This window comes from Nocardioides insulae DSM 17944, from assembly GCF_000422825.1.
Classification (GTDB): Bacteria; Actinomycetota; Actinomycetes; order Propionibacteriales; family Nocardioidaceae; genus Nocardioides; species Nocardioides insulae.
The window spans coordinates 1-21,133 of the sequence record NZ_AUGU01000003.1; the positions used below are offsets into that span (position 1 = coordinate 1).

The following is a 21,133-nucleotide window of genomic DNA, read 5'->3' on the forward strand; positions in this document are numbered from 1 at the left end:
AGTTTGAAGGAGATGAGGTCGTAGGTCTGACCGGTCTTCTTGGTGTAGGTGGTGCCGTCCTTGATGGTGGCGGTGGGTGCGGTGGTGTCGATGGTGAGTGTGGTGGTGCCGGTCTGGGAGATGTTGCCGGCCTGGTCGTGGGCGTTGTATTTGAGGGTGTAGGTGCCCTCGGGTGGGGTGATGGTGGCGGTGTGGGTGGCCGCGGTGGCGCCGTCGATGGGGGTCTGGGTGGACTTGATCAGGGTGTTGCCCTGGTAGAGGTTGGCGACGATCTTGGCCAGGCCTTGGTTGTCGGTGGCGTCGACCTGGATGGTGAGTTGCTTGAAGGGGCCGGTGGTGGTCGGTGAGACCAGGCTGACCTCGGGACGCACCTCGTCGGTCTCCGGCGCGACGTACCCGTCGGCGATCGATGCGGTGACGCTCGCGCCGTCGATGGTGAACTCGTAGCCGCCGGCGCCCAGCGTGAACTTCGCGGTGGTGAGACCGTTGCGCTCGGCCATCCCCTCGAAGCTCACTCCTGGGATGTTCTCGAACTCGCTGACCTCACCGTCCACCGGCAGGTAGAGCGTGGCGGTGGTGTTGGCCGGCACCGTGGTGGCGTAGGAGGTCATGGTGCCCTCCTCGGCCTCCCAGCTCGAGTCGATCATGCCGTAGCTGGACTCGAATCCGCCGTCGACGGAGGTGAAGTCGCCGCCGGGGACGGGCTGCAGGACGAAGTCCTTGTAACCCTTGGCACCGTCCGAGGTGATGCCGAGCTGGTACTCGTACATCCACGCCTGGGACGCGCCCAGCGCGAAGTGGTTCTGCGAGTTCATCTGGCTGTTGCCGCCCTGGGCGAAGCCGCGCTCGTAGGAGTTCCACAGCTCCCACATGGTGGTGGCGCCGAGGGTGACCGGGTAGAGCCAGCTGGCGAACTCGTCGTTGCTGAACAGCTTGTACGCCGTCTCCGCCTCGCCGTTCTTGGTGAGGGCCGGAAGGATGTTCGGCGTGCCGTTGAAGCCGGTCGTGATGGTGTAGGGCTTGTTGCTCGCCTGGCCGCCCGAGAACAGCCCGGTTCCGGCCAGCGGGCCGTCACCGTCGTGACTCTGGGCGGGGTCGGCGATCAGCTCGGCGAGGCGCTTGGTGGCGAACTCCTTGTAGGTCAGCCCGGCGTTCTCACCGGCCTGCACCGTCATCTCGTCACTGAACAGGTCGAGAGCGAGCGGCGTCGCATAGGAGGCCTGCGAGTCCTGCAGGGTCCGGCCGGCCACCAGGTTGGCGCCCGGAGTCGCGTTCAGCGTGTAGCCGGTCTGCGGGTCGACGTAGAGCCGGTTGAAGCTGTCCTTGCCCTGCGCGTAGCGCTGGCGCAGCGTGTCGGCGTAGGAGCCCTCCCCGATGATGTCGGCCATCTTGGCCGAGATCTGCAGGTAGTACAGGTACATCGCCTGGCCGACCATGTGCGCCTGGGTGTTGGCGTCCATGCTGATGTGGTCGGCATTGCCCGAGGTACGGCTGGTGAGACCCGGGTAGTCCGGGCTGAGCACACCGGTGTTGTAGGCCTCCAGCCACTTCCTGATGGTCGGGAAGTTCTCCTCGATGATCTGGGTGTCGCCGTACTGGGTGTACAGCTGCCACGGCGCCTGGGCCACGGCACCCTCCCAGGTCGGCGACTGCGGGAAGGCCGTCCCCCGGTCACCGGTCAGGCTGATGATCGGCACGGTGTCGCCGATCCCGCCGTTGACGCCCTGGGCGTCGCGCAGGGCCCCCATCCACTGCCGCAGGAAGGCCTGCGTGTCGGTGGAGTTGTACGTCGCGGAGCGGGCGTAGGCCTGCAGGTCGCCGGTCCAGCCCATCCGCTCGTTGCGCTGCGGGCAGTCGGTCGGCAACGAGAAGAAATTGCCGAGCTGGCTGCGCTGCACGTTCTTGAAGAACTGGGTGGCCAGCTCACCGGTGTAGTTGTCGTCGCTGGTGGTCGCCTCGTAGGCGCCCTCCGGCATGTCGATCGAGGAGAGCACCACGCCCTCGACGTTCTCCAGCGGCAGCGGCTCGGAGGTACCAGGCACGGTGATCTCGATGTACCGGTATCCGCGGAAGGTGAAGTTCGGCTTGATCACGACGTCGCGCTGCGAGTCGGCCGCGGAGGCCACGTAGGTGTCGGTGGCGTAGGCGGCGCGATAGGTGTCGGTCAGGACCTGGCCGGCGACACCGGGCCGGTAGCTGCCCTGGGGGCCGTACAGGTCGGCGTACGGCTTCGGCTCGGAGACCCGCGGGTCAGGTCCGGGCCAGGTCTCGTTCGGGGAGTCGCTGTTGCCGGGGTAGATGTCCTCGCCGAATCGGAAGATGACCTCGTCGCCCGCCTCGAGGGTGCCGGCCGGGATGGTGACACTCGGGACGCCGACCATGTTGACGCCCATGTCGTAGGTCCAGGTCATGTCGTCGTCGCTGTGCGTGGTGAGCGAGCGGGTCGCGGTGAGGCGCTCGACCTCGTGGACGGGCTGGTCCTGGCGCGCGATGATCTCGGGCTGGAGCTCGGGCTTCATCGCGATCACGTCGGGAGTCGACCACTTACTGAGCAACGCGTTCTTGTACGACGTCTTGGTCCAGTCGGTGATGCCTGCTTCCTTGGCGGCGTCGTACCGAACACCCTGGAAGTTGTCCGCGTAGCGGTTGGGGCCGTCGTTGAAGGCCTTCCACGTGTCGGGGTCGGTGACGACGGTCTTCGTCGTCCCGTCCTCGTAGGTGATGACCATCTTCGCCAGCAGGGCCTCGCTGTCGCCGAACATGTTGTAGTTGTTCGGGGTGAAGGTCATGTACCCGGTCCAGAAGCCTGGGCCGAGCAGGGCCCCGACGGCGTTGGTGCCCTCGGAGAGCATGTCCGTGACGTCGTAGGTGTTGTAGTTCAGCGTCTTGGCGTAGGTCGCCATGCCGGGGTTGAGGTAGTCGTCGCTGACCCGCTCGCCGTTGATGTGCATCTCGTAGCCGCCCTGGGCGGTGACGTAGAGCTTGGCCTGCGCGATGTCCTTGGCCGGGTCGGTGCGGAACTCGCTGCGGAGCTGGGTCTGGGCACCGTAGCTGGGGTCGGCGTACTTCGGGCCGAGCTCCTCCTCCGCGGTCGGGTTGACGCGGATCGAGGTGCCGCTGGTGGTGATGCCGGAGTCCGGCAGGTCGGCGAAGATTCCGTAGTTCGCCTTCGTCGTGGAGTCGAACAGCGTGCGCTTCGCGCTCTGGCCGACGTCCACCATCCGGTAGTCGGTGAGGGTGACGTCGTCGCCCACCGAGTCGACCGAGAAACCGACCGAGTTCAGGTGGGGGAAGGTGTTGTAGTTGTTGCCCGTCACGAAGGTGTGGACGCCCGCGTCGTTGATGGTGGAGTTCGGCGAGACGTTGAGGTTGTTGGTCGCTGCCGGACGGTTCGGGCTGACGGTCATCGTCGAGGCGTTGAAGCCGGTCAGGTTCACGCCGTCGATGGTGTAGGTCATCGAGCTCGCGTTGCCCTGGATCCGGAGGGTGTGCTCGGCGTTCTTGTTGGCGGGCGTGAAGAGGGTCTTCACCGCGGCCTGCGAGCTGTCGGTCAGCCTCACCGACTTGTACGGGTGGGTGTTCGGGTCCCCGTCCGCGTCGTCGGTCGCGTGGTAGCCCTTGCGGTAGAGGTTCACCACGCCGCCGGTGTTGCTCTCGTCCCCGGTCACCCCGGACAGGTCGAGCTCGAATCGGACGAAGTTCTCACCTCCCGGAGCACCGAACACGTTGCGGAACTCGCTGGTGAAACGGGGGTCGTCGGCACCGAAGATGAGCGACACGTTGTCGCCGCTGGTGATGGTGAACTTGGTGTTGAGGTCGAACATCGCCGCGGTGCTGGAGTCGAGCTTGGTCGCCTCGCTACCGATCCACTTGGCGCCGTCCCAGGCGCCGATCTTGGCGTCCATCAGGCCGGTGGAGAAGGTTCCGGGCTCGGAGACCGTCTCGACACCCCGGTCATCGGTGACGGTGACCCGCCACCAGTAATCCGTCTCGGGCCGCAGCTTCTCGGCCTGGCCGGTGCTGCCGTACCGGACGTCGGTGGACTCGTCGGAGTCCACGGTGCCGCTGTCCCAGGCGATCTTGGTGAAACCAGCGTCTCTGGCCACCTCGATGCGGAAGCTCTTCTGCTTCGCGCCGATGGCGTTGGACTCCATGCCCCAACAGAAGACGGGTTTGGCGTCGTCGATGCCCATCGGATCGAACAGATGGTTCACCTCGAGGCCGTCCACCTCCACAGACGCCTCTGCCGGTGCCGCGGCACCGGCCGCGGCCGCGGTCGCGACCTCGGCCCGTGCGGGCATCATCGGGCCGAAGGCCCAGATCAACCCCGTCGTGACCAGCAAGGTCACGGGTCTCTTCACGTCCATGTTCCCCTCCCGAATCGGGTCCGCCTCGGCGCACCGGACCCGGGGATGCATGGCGAGGCTCTCGGGGCATCGACGGGATCAACTGCGCGCAGGACTGTTGAGTCGTTTCAAACGAGTTCACGGTAGGGGCGCTGTGCCGTCGGTCACAAGAGGGTTGTCCGCATCCGGACACCCGCCTGGGAGCGGCTATTCCTCGAGCTCCCACAGCAGCACATCGGTGGGTACGGCGGCGCTCACGCTCACCGGCGTCCCCTCGCCGCCCTCGCTGTCCTCGCCGCCCTCGCCGGGGGTGAGCAGCAGCGAGTCGCCGGCGGCGAGCGGCTCGGCGAGGGAGGAACGGGTCAGGGCGCCGCCGACCACGAAGAGGTGTCGCCGCGCAGCCTCCGGCAGGGTGACGCTCTGGCCGGCCTCGAGGCGGGCGGCGTGCAGCGCGCGGGCCGGGGCGAGGCGGAGCACCTCGGCGAAGCGGCCCTGGCCCGGCTCGGCGGCGCGGACGTCGTAGGCCGGCGGCAGATCCGGGTCGAGGGGAGTCAGCCAGACCTGGACGAAACGCGTCTGCGGTGCCGCGGCCACCTCGGAGTGCTCGACCCCGCTACCGGCCCGCAACAGCCCGACCTGACCCGGCCCGATGGTGTGCGAACCGCCAATGGAGTCGGTGTGCTCGAGCGCCCCGTTCACCACCCAGGTGACGATGTCCAGGCCGCTGTGCGGATGGGTCGCGAAGCCCTTGTCGCGGCCGAGCAGGTGCTCGTCGTGGCACACCATCGGCCCGAAGGCCAGCCGCTCAGGGTCATAGTGCGGTCCGAAGGAGAAGGAGTGCCACGTCGCCCGCCCGGGCTCGCGGTCGGTGAAGCGGTGGCTGGCGCGGCGGATCTCGGCGGTCACCGCACCATTGTGACCGGTCCGGCCCGACCGGCATGACGCCCATCGCCCGCCGGGTCCCGACCGGCCCGGCCGGCGTACGGGCCGGACCCGGTGGGTTTCGCCTGCCCCGGAATGCGCCGACGGGCTCGACCGATGTCGGTCGAGCCCGTCAGGGCCGGGTGGAACAGAGGGTCAGACCCTGGGGAGGGTGGGGTACTGCACCCCGGAGATCTCCTGGATCACGCGCACGACCTGGCAGGTGTAGCCGAACTCGTTGTCGTACCAGAGGTAGAGCACCGCGTGCTTGCCGTTCACGATGATGGCGTTGCCGTCGACGATCGAGGCGTGCCGGGAGCCGACGAAGTCGCTGGAGACGGCGTCGGGGGCGGTGGTGTAGTCGATCTGGCGCTTGAGCGGGCTGTTCAGGGAGACGTCGCGGAGGTACTGGCTCAGCTCCTCCTTGCTGGTCTCCTGCTTGAGGGTCAGGTTGAGCACCGCCATCGAGACGTCCGGGGTGGGGACGCGGATGGAGTTGCCGCTGATGTGCGCGGTCAGGTCGGGCAGCGCCTTCGCGATCGCCTTGGCGGCGCCGGTCTCGGTGAGCACCATGTTCATCGGTGCGGAGCGGCCCCGGCGGTCGGCCTTGTGGTAGTTGTCCAGCAGGTTCTGGTCGTTGGTGTAGGCGTGCACCGTCTCGACATGGCCGTGCTCGATGCCGAAGCGGTCCTCGACCGCCTTGATCGGAGGCACGATCGCGTTGGTGGTGCAGGAGGCGCAGGAGATGATCTGCTCGTCGGGCTTGATCATGTGCTCGTTGACGCCGTGCACGATGTTGGGCAGGTCGCCCTTCCCGGGCGCGGTGAGTACGACGCGCGAGATGCCGGGGCGCAGGTGCTGCGACAGGCCCTCGCGGTCACGCCACTTGCCGGTGTTGTCGACCAGGATCGCGTCCTTGATGCCGTACTGCGCGTAGTCGACGGTGCTGGGGTCGCCGGAGTAGATGACCTGGATCTCGTTGCCGTTGGCGATGATCCGGTCGTTCTCCTCGTCGACCGTGATGGTGCCGGCGAACGCGCCGTGCACGGAGTCGCGGCGGAGCAGGGAGGCGCGCTTGACCAGGTCGCCGTCACCGCTCTTGCGGACGACGACGGCGCGCAGCCGCAGCCCGTTGCCGGAGCCGGTCTTCTCGATCAGCAGCCGGGCCAGGATGCGGCCGATGCGGCCGAAGCCGTACAGGACGACGTCGCGGGCCGGGGTCGGCTCGAGCTTGTTCTCACCCAGGGCGGGGGTGAGTGCCTCGCGGGTGAAGTCGGCGACGGAGAGGCCGCGGTCGTCGGCGGCGTACTGCACCGCGAGCATGCCGAGGTCGATCTGCGCGGGGCCGAGGTCGAGCTCGGACAGCACCTGCAGGAACGGGTAGGTCTGGACGACGGAGAGCTCCTCGCCCTGGATCTGGCGGGCGAAGCGGTGGGTCTTGAGGATCTGGACCACCGACTTGTTCACCAGCGAGCGGCTGTGCACCAAGATGGTGACGTCCTTCTCGCGATGCAGCTTGCCGATGATCGGGATCATCGTCTCCGCGATCTCTTCGCGGTTCTTCCAGTCGGTGAAGGAGTCTTCGATGAGGGTCACGTCGCATCTTTCCGGGTTGACGGCTCCTGTGATGGTAGGTCGGGCCGACCGGTGGAGACACTTTGATCGATCCACGCTGTCGCCGCCCGTGAGCGGGGTCACGGGAGGGCGTCACAGACCGGCGGTATGCGAGTCCTCCCGCGGACGGGTGACCGGCAGGTAGCCTCCAGCGCATGACCCTGGAGCACGTCGACGTCCTCATCGTCGGGGCCGGGCTCTCCGGCATCGGGGCGGCCGCTCAGCTACGAAGCCACCTGCCGCACCGCTCCGTCGCCGTCCTCGAGAGCCGCGCGGCCAGCGGTGGCACCTGGGATCTGTTCCGCTATCCCGGCATCCGCTCCGACTCCGACATGTTCACCTTCGGCTTCGCCTGGCGCCCCTGGCCGGGCGATCAGGCCCTCGCCGACGGGCCGGCGATCCTGGACTACCTGCGCACCGTCTCGCAGGAGTACGGCGTCGAGGAACTGATCCGCTTCCGCCACACCGTCACCGCGGCCGACTACGACACCGCCGCCGCATGCTGGACCGTCACGGTCCGGACACCGGAGGGGGAGCAGCGGCTCACCACCGACTTCCTGTGGGCCTGCGCCGGCTACTACGACTACGAGCAGGGTCACCAGCCGGACTTCCCCGGTCTGGCAGACTTCGAGGGCGCCTTTATCCACCCCCAACACTGGCCCGAGGATCTCGAGTACGCCGGCAAGAAGGTCGTCGTGATCGGCTCGGGTGCCACCGCGGTGACCCTGGTGCCTGCGATGGCCGCCGAGGCCGAGCACGTCACGATGCTGCAGCGGACCCCGACCTACGTCTTGTCGCGCGCCGGTCGCGACCCGGTCGCGCGCAGGCTCGGGTCGGTGCTGGACCGGGTGCCCGACTGGGTGGCGTTCCGGAGCGCGCGGGAGCGGGTCGGGTTCGGGGCGGCCCGGTGGGCCAACATCGCCATGATCATCGCGTCTTACCAGATCGCCCGCCGCAGACCCGAGCGGATGAAGCAGATCGTCCGCGCCGGCGTACTCGCGCAGCTCACCGGTGACGAACGCACCGCCGGACTGGCCCCGGGGGAGGCCGAGGAGTACGTCGAGCGGCACTTCACCCCGCCGTACGAACCCTGGGATCAACGACTGTGCTTCGTCCCCGACGGCGACCTGTTCGAGGCGATCCGGGCGGGCCGGGCCTCGGTGGTCACCGATCGGATCCGGACCTTCACGGCCAAGGGCGTGCAGCTCGAGTCCGGCGACACCCTCGAGGCAGACATCGTGGTCAGCGCCACCGGGCTGCGGATCCGGCTCTTCGGTGGTCTCGACCTCACCGTGGACGGGGAGCCGCGCCCGTTCAACGAGGCGATGGCCTACAAGGCGATGATGCTCAGCGGGATCCCCAACTTCGCCTTCACCATCGGCTACACCAACGCCTCCTGGACGCTCAAGGCCGACCTGGTCGCCGATCACGTCGTCCGCCTGCTCGGCCACATGGAGCGGCTGGGCCACCGGCAGGTGCTCGTCGAGCGTGATCCGTCCGTCGAGGAACGTCCCTTCATGGGCCTCACCTCGGGCTACATCACCCGTGCGCTGGACCGGATGCCGAGCCAGGGCGACCGCGCCCCCTGGGCGCTCAAGCAGAACTACCTCGTCGATCTCCGGGTCCTGCGCGCGGGACGCCTGGAGGACGGACCGGTCCGCTTCAGCTGAACCCGGCGGCGGCCGGGTTTATCGCAGCCTCTCCGGGGAACGGTCCCGCCCGCGTCGAACGGCGCGGCGGGAGCCAGGAGCTGACGAGGGGACCAGGATGGACGACGCGGACCTGATCGAGAGGATCGCCACCGGACGACACCCCGGCACCTCCGAGGGGATCGGTGCGGATGCGACCGGCACCCTGACGGTGACGATCGGCCCGCAGGGTGCCCTGGAGCGGGTGGAGGTCGGTGACCTGGACCCGAAGGTGCGCACCGTCGACGGCCTGCGCGAGGCGCTCCTCGAGGCCGAGCAGCACGCCGAGGGGGCGCGGGTGCTCGTCGAGGCGGCCCGGTGCGGGGTCTTCGACCGGGCCTCGGGGCCACCGCCCCGCCCGGTGTACGCCGCCCCGCCCGCGCCGGACCCGCGGCTGATCAGCTACATCCCGCCCCACGAGCGGGGCGATTACTACCACCGATATGTCGCCGAGGGTGGGCTCGACGCCCGCCGGCGGGCGCACCGGCTCAGCTGGGGCGAAGCGGCCACCGGCTACCTCCGGGTCGGTTTCAACCAGCGTGGAGTAGCCGTCGACCTCACCGCCGACGAGCTGTGGCTCACCGCAGTCGAGCCGCGCCAGTTGGCCGGCGCCTTCGCCGAGGCGATCTCGGCATCCATCTCACGAGCGATCCAGGAGGGCGGCGACCATGGGCGGGCCTGAGCAGTCGATGTACGTCGAGACCCAGCAGTTGTACAACGCGGCGTACGCCTGGGAGACGACCGCGGCCGGCGGTCTGGCGACGGCCTCCGACACGGTGTCCGGATGCGTCGGCGGCGGTGCCTACTTCGGCCTCCTCCTCGACTTCCTCGGGGACATGCAGGACGAGTTCGCCCGTGAGGTCGCCACCCAGCTGGAGGCGGGCCGCAAGGCTGTCGCCGGGATCGGTGAGTCGCTCGGCACCGTCGCCGCGGACTACGAGGCGACCGACGCCAACCAGGCCACCCTGTACCCCATCAGCGATCTGGAGGACTGAGCGTTGAGCACGATGCTGCCGGAGATCCCGGCGTACGCCGGCCCGCCCACCCCGGGGTTCGTACTCGGGACGACCTTCCTCGGCACACCCGACGAGTTCCTCAACTCCCTCCAGGAGTTCCAACAGTCGATCTACGACTCCATCGAGGAGGGCATCGAGAAGTTCACCGAGTGGGTCAACGGACTCACCGAGGGGCAGGCCCTCGCCTACGGCGGATTGATCGGCGGGATCCTCGGCCCACTGATCCCGGGCGGCGCGCTCGCCGGTCCGTTCGCCGGTGCCTGGATGCTGTGGGCGGTGCAGAAGTACGCCGGCAGCAAGCTCGAGGAGATGGCGGAGACGTGGTGGGGCTACTACCGCGAGTTCGTCGACGCCCTGTGGGCCCTGGTCGACAGCATCTTCGGTGATCCTGGACGGCTGCTGACCATGTCGGCCTGGTACCTCGACGGCGAGGAGTCGGTGGCCGGCGCGCACGCCGCGGCGTACCAGACCAAGGGCAACGTCGCGACCTACTGGACGGGTCTGGGTGCGGACGCGTTCGCCACCGAGGCGGACCGGCAGATCAACGCCATGGACGCCATGATCACCAAGCTGCCGGAGGCGCAGAGCCTGGTCACCAGCGTCGCCGAGACGATCCGCTCGGTCTGGGGGGACATCATCTCGGCGGTGGAGGGGCTGGTGACGGCCGTGACCCGCACCATCGCCGGAGCCTTCGACGCCGGCAAGCTGCTGTTGGGCGAGGCCGGGCCGATCCTGGAGCTCGTCGCCGACGGGGCCGACTTCTTGAGCTCGATCCTCGACTCGCTGCGGCAGATGTCCACCACGGCGCGCACCAGCATGCTGATGGACTGGACCGACCTGAGCAACGGCGACAAGTCCCTCCCGCAGGGCAACTGGCCGGAGGTCGACAGCCTCAACGAGCGGGTCTCCGGCGACGACGGCCAGTGGCAGGACAAGTGAGTCCCGTGGCCGGCCGGGTGCCGGTCCGGCACCTGGTCCGCGGTGCGTCCGCGGGGCTGCTCCTCGCCGTCCCGCTGCTCGCAGCCTGCTCCGATGGCGGGGACGAGGAGCCGGCGTCCGATCGCGCCGTCGCCGGCGAGGTCGTGGCCGCGGGGCAGACGGCTCCCGTCGCCGGCCTCGCCACCGAGCAGACCGCGGTCGTGGGGCTGCCGTCTGGTGTCGTCTCGCTCGGCTTCGCCACCGACCTCGGCGACGCGCTCGACGAGGGGGTCGGCGAACCGGTCAGTGCCGACGACGGAGACGTCCTGCTCGGGATCACCTGGGATCGTGACCGGCTCACCGGACGCTCGGCCCAGCTGCGCGAGGTCCTCACCGGCGACCCGATCCGGGACACCGCACCCGCACCCGAGGTGAGTCTCCAGGTGGAAGGGGAGAGCTATCCGCTGCCCGGCCTCGCCGCACCCGAGCAACCCCGGGGCCAGACGGTGGTGGCGGTGCCCGAGGCGGCGGCAGCGGACGCCGAGCTGACCATCACCTACGACGGACAGGGACAGACGGTCGAGGTCGCCACCGGCCGGGTGGAGGCGGGCATCGCCGCACCGCTGGCCGAACCGGCCGCCCTCGAACACGGATCCGCCGAGTGCGATCCGGCCGAGTTCTCCGCCCGCGACTCACTGACCTCCGCGTGCGGGGTCGAGCGCTGGTTCGACACGCCGTACGTCGCCGACCTGGGCTGGTCGGAGACCGGCACCTGGGTCGTGGTGGACCTGACCGGGCAGGGCTGGCGACGGGCCCGCGTCGACGGCGACTCGACACCGCAGCAGCTGCCCGCCCGTGCCGGCCACCTCACCCGGCTGGCCTTCCTCGTCGACCCCGCCGACCAGCACACCCTCGAGCTGACCTTCCCCGCCGGATCCGTCCAGCGGATCCCCCTCGGCTGACCTGGCCGCGGGACGCTGGGCCGGCCGCTCGGCGTCCCGCCGAATCGTCGCTCGCGGGGCCCTCGCCGTACCCTGGGTATGCGGCCCGTTCCCGGTCTTGCCCCGAGCCGCCACCTCGCGCCCACGGCGCCAGTTCCCATGGCGAGACAACCTCTCGCGTCTGTGAGAACACCTGTGTCCTTCGTCGACCTCGGCGTGCCCGCCGGTCTGCTCGCCCCGCTCACCGAGCGTGGCATCACCACCCCCACCCCGATCCAGGCCGCGACCCTGCCGGACAGCCTCGCCGGCCGTGACGTCCTCGGCCGCGGCCGGACCGGCTCCGGTAAGACCTACGCCTTCCTCCTCCCGCTGGTGGCGCGCCTCCAGGCGAGCGGTACGCCGCGACGTGCCCGCCAGCCGCGCGCCCTCGTCCTCGCCCCGACCCGGGAGCTGGTCGGTCAGATCCAGGAGTCGCTCGCCCCGCTGGCCCAGGTGGCCGGCCTCACCGTGCGCACCGTGTTCGGCGGCGTCGGCCAGGGGCCGCAGGTCAACGCCCTGCGCCAGGGCGTCGACATCGTGCTCGCCTGCCCGGGTCGCCTCGAGGACCTCATCGGTCAGGGGCACTGCGACCTCTCCGCCGTCGAGGTGACCGTGCTCGACGAGGCCGACCACATGGCCGACCTCGGCTTCCTTCCCGGGGTTCGCCGGCTGATGGCCCAGACGCCCAAGCGCGGCCAGCGGCTGCTCTTCTCGGCCACCCTCGACCGGGGCATCGACGTCCTGGTCAAGCAGTTCCTGCACCAGCCGGTCACCCACGAGGCCGACTCGGCGGTCTCGCCGGTCGCCAGGATGGACCACCACGTGCTCCACCTCTCCCGTGAGCACCGGCTGCCGGTCCTGGTCGACCTGACCGCGGCGCCTGGGCGGACCGTGGTGTTCACCCGGACCAAGCACGGGGCCAAGGGGCTGGCCCGCCAGCTGAACCGCAACGGCGTACCCGCCGTCGAACTGCACGGCAACCTCTCCCAGGGTGCCCGCACCCGCAACATGGACGCCTTCCACTCCGGCCGCGCCAGCACCCTGGTCGCCACCGACATCGCCGCTCGTGGCATCCACGTGGACGACGTCGCGCTCGTGGTGCACGCCGACCCGCCGGCCGAGCACAAGGCCTACCTGCACCGCTCCGGACGCACCGCGCGTGCGGGCGCCGCGGGCACGGTCATCACCCTGATGACCGACGAGCAGGTCTCCGACGTACGCGCGCTCACCCGGGCGGCCAAGATCAAGCCCACCGTCACCCGCGTCGACGGCCCGCAGCACCCGCAGCTGCTCGCGCTCGCGCCCGGCGACCGGGAGTTCGTCGAGGGCGGTCTCGACCTCACCCCCGCCGCGCCCGCCGCTGCCGGTGGTCGTGGCGCCGGTCAGGGCGGCCAGGGTGGCGCTCAGGGCGGTCGCCGGTCCCGTGGCCGCGGTGGATCCGGCCGTGGTGGCTCGGGCCAGGGTGCTTCGAGCCGTGGTGCTTCGGGTCGCGGCGGTTCGGGTCAGGGTGGCTCCGGTCAGGCGCGTTCGGCTCAGAGCCGACCCGGTCAGGGCGGGTCCGGTCAGGGCCGGGCCGGTCAGGGTGGCCAGGGCGCTCAGGGCCCGTCGGCCGATCGGCGCCGCCGTTCCCGCGGACGCTCCGGCGGGCCTCGCCCGGCCTGAGACGGCCCGTGGTGTTGGTCCGGCACTGTAGGTAGCCGAACGGCCCCTTCCCCGGTGTGTTCCGCCGGGGGAGCGCGCGTCTCCCTGCGCACCTCGACGATCGAACAATCCCCGGCCGCTCCCGGCTCATCCCCGGCGCCGCCGCGCTGACAGTGGTACTGGCACAGTCCGGTGCCGGCCGTTAGGGTCGCCGTCCATGACCGATCAGCTCACCGTGGACCAGCTGGCCGCCGAGAGCGGGCTGTCGGTGCGCACCACCCGCTACTACGCGAGCAGGGGCCTGATCCCGCCGCCGGTACGCCGGGGGCGGGTCGCCTACTACGGCGCGGCCCACACCGCTCGGCTGGAGTTGGTGCGGGCGATGCAGGAGCACGGGTTCACCCTCCAGGCGATCGAGCGGTATCTGGCCCGGCTGCCCGCCGACATCACGCCGGCGGACCTGGCGATGCAGCGGGCGATGGTCAGTTCGTGGGCGACCGAGGACCCCGAGGAGGCCTACCGCCGGATCGGGCGCGAGCTTCGTGATCTGGGGCTCCCGCGGGACGCGCTGGCGGCAGCCCAGGAGGCCACGGTCCGCCACATGAGCGCGTTGGCCGACGAGCTGAACGTGTTGTTGCGCGACCAGGTGGTGGACCCGTTCCGGCGTACCCACCACACCGCCGAGGAGGCCGAGCACCTCGAGGAGTCGCTGCCGCGGCTGCGCGAGCTCACCGTGGAGGTGGTGGTGGCGAGTTTCCAGGCCGCGATGAACGACGTGGTCGGCCGGGCGCTCACCGGGGAGGGCGACCCCGACCGGGAGCAGATCTGAACCTTGACTGTGACAGTAATGCTGTCAGAATCGTGTCACGCCCATCCCACACGAGAAGACACGGACGGTCATGGCAGAAGCATTCATCTACGACCACCTCCGCACCCCCCGCGGTCGTGGCAAGAAGACCGGCGCCCTGCACGAGGTGAAGCCGATCGACCTGGTCGTCGGCCTGCTCGACGAACTGCAGAAGCGCAACCCCACCCTCGACACCGAGCGGGTCGACGACCTGGTGCTCGGCGTCGTGAGCCCGGTCGGTGACCAGGGCGCCGACATCGCCAAGACCGCCGCGATCGCGGCCGGGCTGCCCGACACCACGGCCGGCGTCCAGCTCAACCGGTTCTGCGCCTCCGGTCTGGAGGCGGTCAACCAGGCGGCCTCCCGGGTGCGCGGCGGGTTCGAGGACCTCATCATCGCCGGCGGTGTGGAGTCGATGAGCCGGGTGCCGATGGGCTCGGACGGCGGCGCGATGGCGACCGACCCGACCACCGCGCTGGAGACCGGGTTCGTGCCCCAGGGCATCGGCGCCGACCTGATCGCCACCCTCGAGGGGTGGAGTCGTACCGACGTCGACGCGTACGCCGCCGAGTCCCACGCCCGTGCCGCGAAGGCCTGGGCGAACGGCTACTTCGCCGACTCGGTCGTGCCGGTGACCGACCGCCTCGGTCAGGTCGTGCTCGACCACGATGAGCTGGTCCGCCCCGGCACCACGGTCGAGTCGCTGAGCGGCCTCAAGCCGAGCTTCCTGCAGCAGGGCACCGAGGTCGGGTTCGACGACGTCGCGCTCGCGAAGTACCACTGGGTCGAGAAGATCGACCACGTCCACCACGCCGGCAACAGCTCCGGCATCGTGGACGGCTCCGCCCTGACCCTGATCGGCACCGAGGAGGTCGGCCGCGACCTCGGCCTGACTCCGAAGGCCAAGATCATCAGCGCCGCGGTCTCCGGAGCCGACCCGACGATCATGCTCACCGGCCCGGCCCCGGCGGCGCGCAAGGCCCTGGCCAAGGCCGGCCTCACCGCCGACGACATCGACCTGTGGGAGATCAACGAGGCCTTCGCCGCGGTCGCGATGCGCTTCATGCGCGACATGGGCATCAGCCACGACGTCACCAACGTCAACGGCGGGGCGATCGCGATGGGGCACCCGCTCGGTGCCACCGGCGCCATGATCGTCGGCACCCTCGTCGACGAACTGCGCCGTCGCGGTCAGCGCCGCGGCCTCGCCACGCTCTGCGTCGGCGGCGGGATGGGCATCGCCACCATCGTCGAGCTCGTCTGATCCGGTCCACCGCACCCCAGCGCTCCGCGCCGCGTCGCCGGCCGAGCGCGGGGAGCGAGGTCCGGCCGGGCATCGACGCCACCACAGACACCTCTCCGAATCTGCACCCGAGGAACCCATGACCACAGACCAGACCGCCGTCCGCTTCGAGCGTGACGCCGACGGCATCGTCACCCTGACCCTGGACGACCCCAACCAGTCGGCCAACACCATGAACGCGCTGTACAAGCGCTCCATGGAGGAGGCCGTCGAGCGGCTCTACGCCGAGCAGGACGACATCACCGGCGTCGTGATCACCTCGGCGAAGAAGACCTTCTTCGCCGGCGGCGACCTGCGCGACATGATGAAGATGACCCGCGACGACGCCCCGGAGGTGTTCGCGGGGGTCGAGCAGACCAAGCGGACCCTGCGCCGGCTGGAGACCTTCCCGAAGCCGGTCGTGGCCGCGATCAACGGCGCCGCCCTGGGCGGTGGGCTGGAGATCGCGTTCACCGCCAAGCACCGGATCGCGGTCGACGGCCGCCTCGAGATCGGGCTCCCCGAGGTCACCCTCGGGCTGCTGCCCGGTGGCGGCGGCGTGGCGCGCACGGTGCGGATGTTCGGCGTGATGACCGCCTTCAGCGAGGTTCTCGCGACGGGTGCCCGGTTCAAGCCGGCCGCGGCGCTGAGCAAGGGCCTGGTCGATGCGCTGGTTCCCACTCTGGAGGAGCTCGTGCCGGCGGCCAAGGCCTGGATCAAGGCCAACCCGGAGGTCATCGCCCAGCCGTGGGACCGCCCCGGCTACAAGATGCCCGGCGGTACGCCGAGCAGCCCCCAGCTGGCGGCGTTCCTCGGCGCGTTCCCGCCGATGCTGCGCAAGCAGCTCAAGCAGGCCCACATCCCTGCCCCGAAGGCGATCCTCGCGGCCGCCGTGGAGGGTGCCCAGGTCGACTTCGACACCGCCTGCCGGATCGAGTCTCGCTACTTCACCGGGCTGGTCACCAGTCAGACCGCGAAGAACATGATCCAGGCGTTCTTCTTCGACCTGCAGGCGATCAACTCCGGGCAGCTGCGCCCGCAGGGGATCGAGCGGCGCAAGGCCACCAAGGTCGGCGTCCTCGGCGCCGGCATGATGGGCGCGGCGATCGCCTACACCTGCGCCCGCTCCGGCATGGAGGTCGTGCTCAAGGACGTCGCGCTGGAGGCCGCCGAGCGGGGCAAGGGCTACACCGCCGGCCTCAACGAGAAGGCACTCAAGCGCGGCAGCCTCACCCAGGAGAAGGCCGACGAGCTGCTCGGCCGGATCACCCCGACCGCCGACCCCGCCGACCTGGCCGGCTGCGACCTGGTCATCGAGGCCGTCTTCGAGGACCCGGCGCTCAAGCAGAAGGTGTTCGCGGAGGTGGCGCCGTACGTCGCCGAGGACGCCCTGCTGTGCTCCAACACCTCCACCCTGCCGATCACCGATCTCGCCAAGGGGATCGAGCGTCCGGCCGACTTCATCGGGCTGCACTTCTTCAGCCCGGTCGACAAGATGCCGTTGGTCGAGATCATCCGGGGTGCCGAGACCTCCGATGAGGCCCTGGCCCGCGCGTACGACGTGGTGCTGCAGATCCGCAAGACCCCGATCGTGGTCAACGACTCGCGCGGTTTCTACACCTCGCGAGTGATCGGCACCATGATCGGCGAGGGCCTGACGCTGCTGGGCGAGGGCTTCGCGCCGTACTCCCTGGAGCGGGCGGCCACCCAGGCCGGCTACCCCGTCGGTCCGCTGCAGCTGGCCGACGAGCTCAACATGGAGCTGATGAAGCGGATCGCCACGGCCACGCGGGAGGCCACCGGCAGCACCGCCCAGAACCCGACCGAGCAGGTCGTCGACAAGATGATCGAGGCCGGCCGGCCGAGCAAGCTCAAGGGCGCCGGGTTCTACGAGTACGCCGAGGGCAAGCGCGGTTCGATCTGGTCCGGCCTCGAGGAGCTGTTCCCGCCGGCAGAGGAGCAGATCCCCTTCCGCGATGCGCAGGAGCGGATGCTCTTCATGGAGGCGCTGGAGACGGCGAAGTGCTTCGAGGAGGGGGTCATCACCTCCGCGGCGCACGCCAACATCGGCTCGATCATGGGCATCGGGTTCCCGCCGGCCACCGGCGGGGCCGCCCAGTTCATGACCGGCTACGAGTCCGCGACCGGCGAGGTCGGGCTGGCGGCCTTCCTCGTCCGGGCCGACGAACTGGCCGAGCGGTACGGCGAGCGGTTCCGGCCCAGCGGCTACCTGCGTGACCTGGTGGCCAACGGCGAGTCCCTCCCCGCCTGAGGCGAATGCGGCGTGGCCCCGTCCGAGCACGGACCGGGGCCACGCTGCGTGAGCGGCCGGGTGGGGTTCGGCCCGCCTCGGCGCGGCACCGTGACGCTGCCGCCGTGGGTGTACGGCGAGCGCTTGGCCGGCGTAGGTCCGAGTCTCGGTGCTTGGTTCTTCAGGCAGCCTTCGAGCGGTGGGGCAGGACCGTTGCCGAGCGCTTCACGATGCTTCGGCGGGTCGCGCTCAGACGTATCGTGGTACGTGACATGGCACTGCCTTTCAGGCCGTCGTCACCGATCCGCCAGCACCGACCTCAGCACCGACCTCAGCACCAGGAGGCCCCTTGTCCGAGTCCCTCGCCACGCGTCCCGCCCCCGCGTCCTCGATGCCCCGCGGGGACGCCGAGGACCCGCGGATGCCCCGGCTGGGACAGTCCGCGGGGTTCGCCGGTTTCATCGCCGGCGACTGGGGTGCGCAGGACCGGACCGCTCCGGTGGTCGACGGCGGGGCGGCCGCGGCGGCCGCCCATCGGGCCCGGCTGAGCGAGGCACTCCCGGGTCGGGTCCTGGTCGTGGCCGGTGGCCGGGCACCGGCGCGGGTCAACGACTGCTACTACGACTTCCGGCCGCACAGTGACTTCGTCTGGCTGACCGGGTGCGTCGCCGAGGACGCCGTCCTGGTCCTCACGCCGAGCGGGGCCGGCCACGACGCCACGTTGTATCTCCCGGCGCCCTTCCGCGCCGGTGAGCAGGGCTTCTTCGGCGATGCGGTCCGCGGGGAGCTCTGGGTCGGCTCCGCCCCGGGGCTGGGCGAGTGGGAGCACGCCCTCGACCTCCCGGTGCGTGACCTCTCCGAACTCGACGCCGCACTCGCGCCTGCGCCGCAGGCGCTGCTCGCCGGGCACGCCGACCGACCGGCCGCACTGGAGGGTCGGGCGACCTCGATCGAGCTCGAGCGGGTGCTCGCCGAGCTGCGGATGGTCAAGGACGAGTGGGAGGTCGCCCAGCTGCGCGCGGCCGTGGACGCGACCGTGCTCGGCTTCGGCCAGACCGTGCTCGAGATCCCCACGGCGATCCGGTCGGGCGGCGAACGCTGGCTCCAGGGCACCTTCGACCGGGCGGCGCGCACCCTCGGCAACGGACCGGGGTACGCCACCATCGTCGGGTCCGGTCCGCACGCACCGACGCTGCACTGGGTCCGGGCGGACGGCCCGGTCCTGCCCGACGAGCTGCTGTTGCTCGACATGGGTGTCGAGGTCCGCTCCCTCTACACCGCGGACGTCACCCGCACCTTCCCGGCCTCGGGAAGGTTCTCCGAGGTGCAGCGCCAGGTCCACGACCTGGTGGAGCGGTCCCACCGCGCCGGGCTCGCGGCGGTGGCTCCCGGCCGCCCCTACGGCGACTTCTTCGCCGCTTGCATGGAGGTCATCGCCCAGGGGCTGCACGACTGGGACCTGCTGCCCGTCTCGGTCGACGAGGCGCTCTCACCACAGGGCCAGCAGCACCGTCGCTGGCTGGTCTGCGGGATCGGCCACCACCTCGGCCTCGACGTCCACGACTGCTCGCGGGCCGACTACGGCGCCTACCAGGGTGCCGAACTGCAGCCGGGTGTCGTGATGACCGTCGAGCCGGGGCTCTACTTCCACGCCAACGACCTCGCCGTCCCGCCCGAGCTCCGCGGCATCGGCGTACGCCTGGAGGACGACGTCCTGGTCACGTCCACCGGCTCCGAGGTCCTCTCCGCGGAGCTGCCGATCGACGCCGCCGGGATCGAGGCCTGGATGGCGGAGCTGCGCCGCTGAGCGAGGCTCACTCGCCTGCCAGGTGACCGGTGATCTCGCCGGCCGTCCGCCAGTCGCGGGGGGCGACGCCGTACTGCTGGCGGAACCATCGGGTGAACGCGCTCGGCGCCGCGAAGCCGAGTAGTTGCGAGACGTCGGTGAGGCTGTGCCGCGGGTTGGTCACGTAGCGCTCGGCGAGCCGGCGGCGGGTGGCGTGCAGCACCGAGGTGAAGGTCTCGCCGTGCTGGGCCAGATGCCGGTGGAGGGTACGCCGGTCGATGCCCAGCGTGCGAGCGACCTGAGCCACCGACGCCCGCCCCATCGGCAGCAGCATCTCGACCAGCCGGCCGACCTCGTCCGGGGCGTTGTCCGGCCGGGGGACGGGCAGGGTCGAGAGCAACCGCTGGGCGTAGGGCCGGAAGGCGGGGTCGGAACCGGTGTTGGTCCGATCGAGGTCGGCCGAGGAGAGCACCACGCCGGTGTAGTCGTGGTCGAAGAGCACTCGGTCGCCGAGGAGTCGTCGGTAGGTGTCCGGCGTCTCCGGGCCCCGGTGTGAGAAGCAGACCGACCAGGGCGTCCAGTCCTCGCCCAGAAAGGTACGCAGAATGCCCACCAGGGCTGCGGCCGCGAGGTCGAGGGACTGGTGGGTCGGCACGGGTTGGCCGGCGTCGAACCAGATCCGCACCGTCGCCAGTCCGCCCGACTCGGTGACCTTGAGGTGGAGGGCCTCGTTGTAGCTGTGCTCGTAGCGCAGCAGCAGGTCGAGCGCCGAGCGGGCATCGGGCTCCTCGCGCAGGACCAGGCTCAGGGGCCCGAGTGCGGAGAGCCTTCGCCGCTCGGAGAGTCGGAGGCCGAAGTCATCCCGGCCGGTGGAGACCGCGCTCGCCTCCAGGAGCCGCGCGGCCGCGGCCGCCGGGATCCACCGGTCCGGATCGGCGAGGTCGGCGGGGGCGATGCCGGCGGCTCCAACCAGGGCGGGGGCGTCCGCGCCGAGGCTCGCCACGAGGTCGGCGTACCCGTGGAGGGACGCGGCGCGCACCCCGGGCTGGATCGGACCTCGTGAACTCATGTCCCGAGAAGATAAGCGATCCGTCCCGGCGGGTAAAGCCGAGGAAGCCACTTCTTTCCTAGTGTCGCCTGCGTCACATCCGGAGATTCGGATAGCAGCACGCAGACGTCACGACGCACGAGCTTCGCACGACCCTCACCGCGGGACGGTCGCTCATGGTGCCGGTCGGCTTCGAGGAATCGGGGTTGATCTCCGCGCCAGCCACCGCGGCGGCTCAGCGCGCGTCACCGTCGGCGACCGGACCTCCCCGAGCCACCCCTCATTTCCGCATCACACCCTTCCTGCCAGGAGAGAACCAATGCACTTCCACGACGACGCCCTGTTCCCCGAGGTCCAGGAGCCGGTGGTCATCACCGCCGCCCCCTACGGCCCGGAGTGGGAACTCGACGACTTCCGCGAGGACCTGCCCCTGACCATGGACGAGCACGTCCAGACGGCGGTGGACTGCTGGAACGCCGGCGCCACCGTGCTGCACATCCACGTCCGTGAACTGGACGGCAAGGGCTCCAAGCGGCTCTCGAAGTTCAACGAGCTGCTCGGCCGGCTGCGCGAGGCCGTGCCGGAGATGATCCTCCAGGTCGGCGGCTCCATCTCCTTCGCCCCCGAGGGCGAGGGCGGGGACGCCAAGTGGCTCGAGGACGACGCCCGCCACATGCTGGCCGAGCTCGACCCCCGCCCCGACCAGGTCACCATCGCGATCAACACCAGCCAGATGAACATCGTGGAGCTGATGACCAAGGACGACATCGCGGGCACCTCCTTCGAACGCCCCGA

Annotated in this window: 15 protein-coding genes; 11 read left to right on the forward strand and 4 right to left on the reverse strand. The window is 70.3% G+C overall.

What is annotated here, in order from left to right:
- From G515_RS0100460 to G515_RS0100470, 3 genes are all read right to left on the reverse strand, one after another.
- The coding region (locus G515_RS0100460; RefSeq protein ID WP_157570942.1) for a family 78 glycoside hydrolase catalytic domain at positions 1 to 4,349 on the reverse strand (4,349 nt) is incomplete at its 3' end.
- A gap of 204 nt (positions 4,350 to 4,553) precedes the next feature.
- A complete protein-coding gene (locus tag G515_RS0100465) occupies positions 4,554 to 5,252 on the reverse strand; it encodes a pirin family protein (protein ID WP_028658553.1) in 699 nt (232 codons plus the stop codon).
- A 171-nt stretch (positions 5,253 to 5,423) separates the two neighbouring features.
- Positions 5,424 to 6,863 carry a glyceraldehyde-3-phosphate dehydrogenase gene (locus G515_RS0100470; protein WP_028658554.1) on the reverse strand — a complete coding sequence of 480 codons (1,440 nt, stop codon included), beginning with the start codon at positions 6,861 to 6,863 and terminating at the stop codon, positions 5,424 to 5,426.
- 173 nt (positions 6,864 to 7,036) lie between these two features.
- Between G515_RS0100470 and G515_RS0100475 the strand changes: the two genes are divergently transcribed.
- The 10 genes from G515_RS0100475 to G515_RS18765 all read left to right on the forward strand — a co-directional run bounded on the left by G515_RS0100475 (position 7,037) and on the right by G515_RS18765 (position 19,311).
- Positions 7,037 to 8,551, forward strand: coding sequence for a flavin-containing monooxygenase (locus G515_RS0100475; RefSeq protein WP_028658555.1), 1,515 nt, complete (start codon positions 7,037 to 7,039; stop codon positions 8,549 to 8,551).
- Positions 8,552 to 8,648: 97 nt separating this feature from the next.
- Positions 8,649 to 9,251: a hypothetical protein gene (locus tag G515_RS0100480; protein WP_028658556.1), complete on the forward strand. Its 603-nt coding sequence runs from the start codon at positions 8,649 to 8,651 to the stop codon at positions 9,249 to 9,251.
- On the forward strand, positions 9,238 to 9,564 hold the full coding sequence (locus tag G515_RS0100485; protein ID WP_028658557.1) for a hypothetical protein: 327 nt from the start codon (positions 9,238 to 9,240) through the stop codon (positions 9,562 to 9,564). Before G515_RS0100480 ends, G515_RS0100485 begins: the two co-directional genes overlap by 14 nt.
- A gap of 3 nt (positions 9,565 to 9,567) precedes the next feature.
- Positions 9,568 to 10,524 (forward strand): WXG100 family type VII secretion target, encoded by a 957-nt coding sequence (locus tag G515_RS0100490; protein ID WP_028658558.1) that lies wholly within the window; start codon positions 9,568 to 9,570, stop codon positions 10,522 to 10,524.
- Positions 10,521 to 11,465, forward strand: coding sequence for a hypothetical protein (locus G515_RS0100495; RefSeq protein ID WP_157570943.1), 945 nt, complete (start codon positions 10,521 to 10,523; stop codon positions 11,463 to 11,465). The genes G515_RS0100490 and G515_RS0100495 overlap by 4 nt, the downstream gene beginning before the upstream one ends.
- A gap of 174 nt (positions 11,466 to 11,639) precedes the next feature.
- Entirely contained in the window at positions 11,640 to 13,145 is a 1,506-nt protein-coding gene (locus tag G515_RS18755; protein ID WP_425411224.1) for a DEAD/DEAH box helicase, read from the forward strand.
- Between the two features lie 196 nt (positions 13,146 to 13,341).
- Complete coding sequence (locus tag G515_RS18760; RefSeq protein ID WP_036553650.1) at positions 13,342 to 13,953, forward strand: MerR family transcriptional regulator; 612 nt, start codon at positions 13,342 to 13,344, stop codon at positions 13,951 to 13,953.
- Between the two features lie 70 nt (positions 13,954 to 14,023).
- Positions 14,024 to 15,235, forward strand: coding sequence for an acetyl-CoA C-acetyltransferase (locus G515_RS0100510; RefSeq protein ID WP_028658560.1), 1,212 nt, complete (start codon positions 14,024 to 14,026; stop codon positions 15,233 to 15,235).
- Positions 15,236 to 15,353: 118 nt separating this feature from the next.
- Positions 15,354 to 17,525 (forward strand): 3-hydroxyacyl-CoA dehydrogenase NAD-binding domain-containing protein, encoded by a 2,172-nt coding sequence (locus tag G515_RS0100515; protein WP_028658561.1) that lies wholly within the window; start codon positions 15,354 to 15,356, stop codon positions 17,523 to 17,525.
- Between the two features lie 328 nt (positions 17,526 to 17,853).
- Positions 17,854 to 19,311, forward strand: a complete 1,458-nt coding sequence (locus tag G515_RS18765; RefSeq protein ID WP_245565105.1) for an aminopeptidase P family protein — start codon at positions 17,854 to 17,856, stop codon at positions 19,309 to 19,311.
- 7 nt (positions 19,312 to 19,318) lie between these two features.
- Here the strand turns inward: G515_RS18765 and G515_RS0100525 are convergent, their stop codons facing one another.
- Positions 19,319 to 20,359: an AraC family transcriptional regulator gene (locus tag G515_RS0100525; RefSeq protein WP_211220908.1), complete on the reverse strand. Its 1,041-nt coding sequence runs from the start codon at positions 20,357 to 20,359 to the stop codon at positions 19,319 to 19,321.
- 298 nt (positions 20,360 to 20,657) lie between these two features.
- Here G515_RS0100525 and G515_RS0100530 point away from each other — a divergent pair.
- A partial coding sequence (locus tag G515_RS0100530; RefSeq protein ID WP_028658563.1) for a 3-keto-5-aminohexanoate cleavage protein occupies positions 20,658 to 21,133 on the forward strand: 476 nt, incomplete at its 3' end.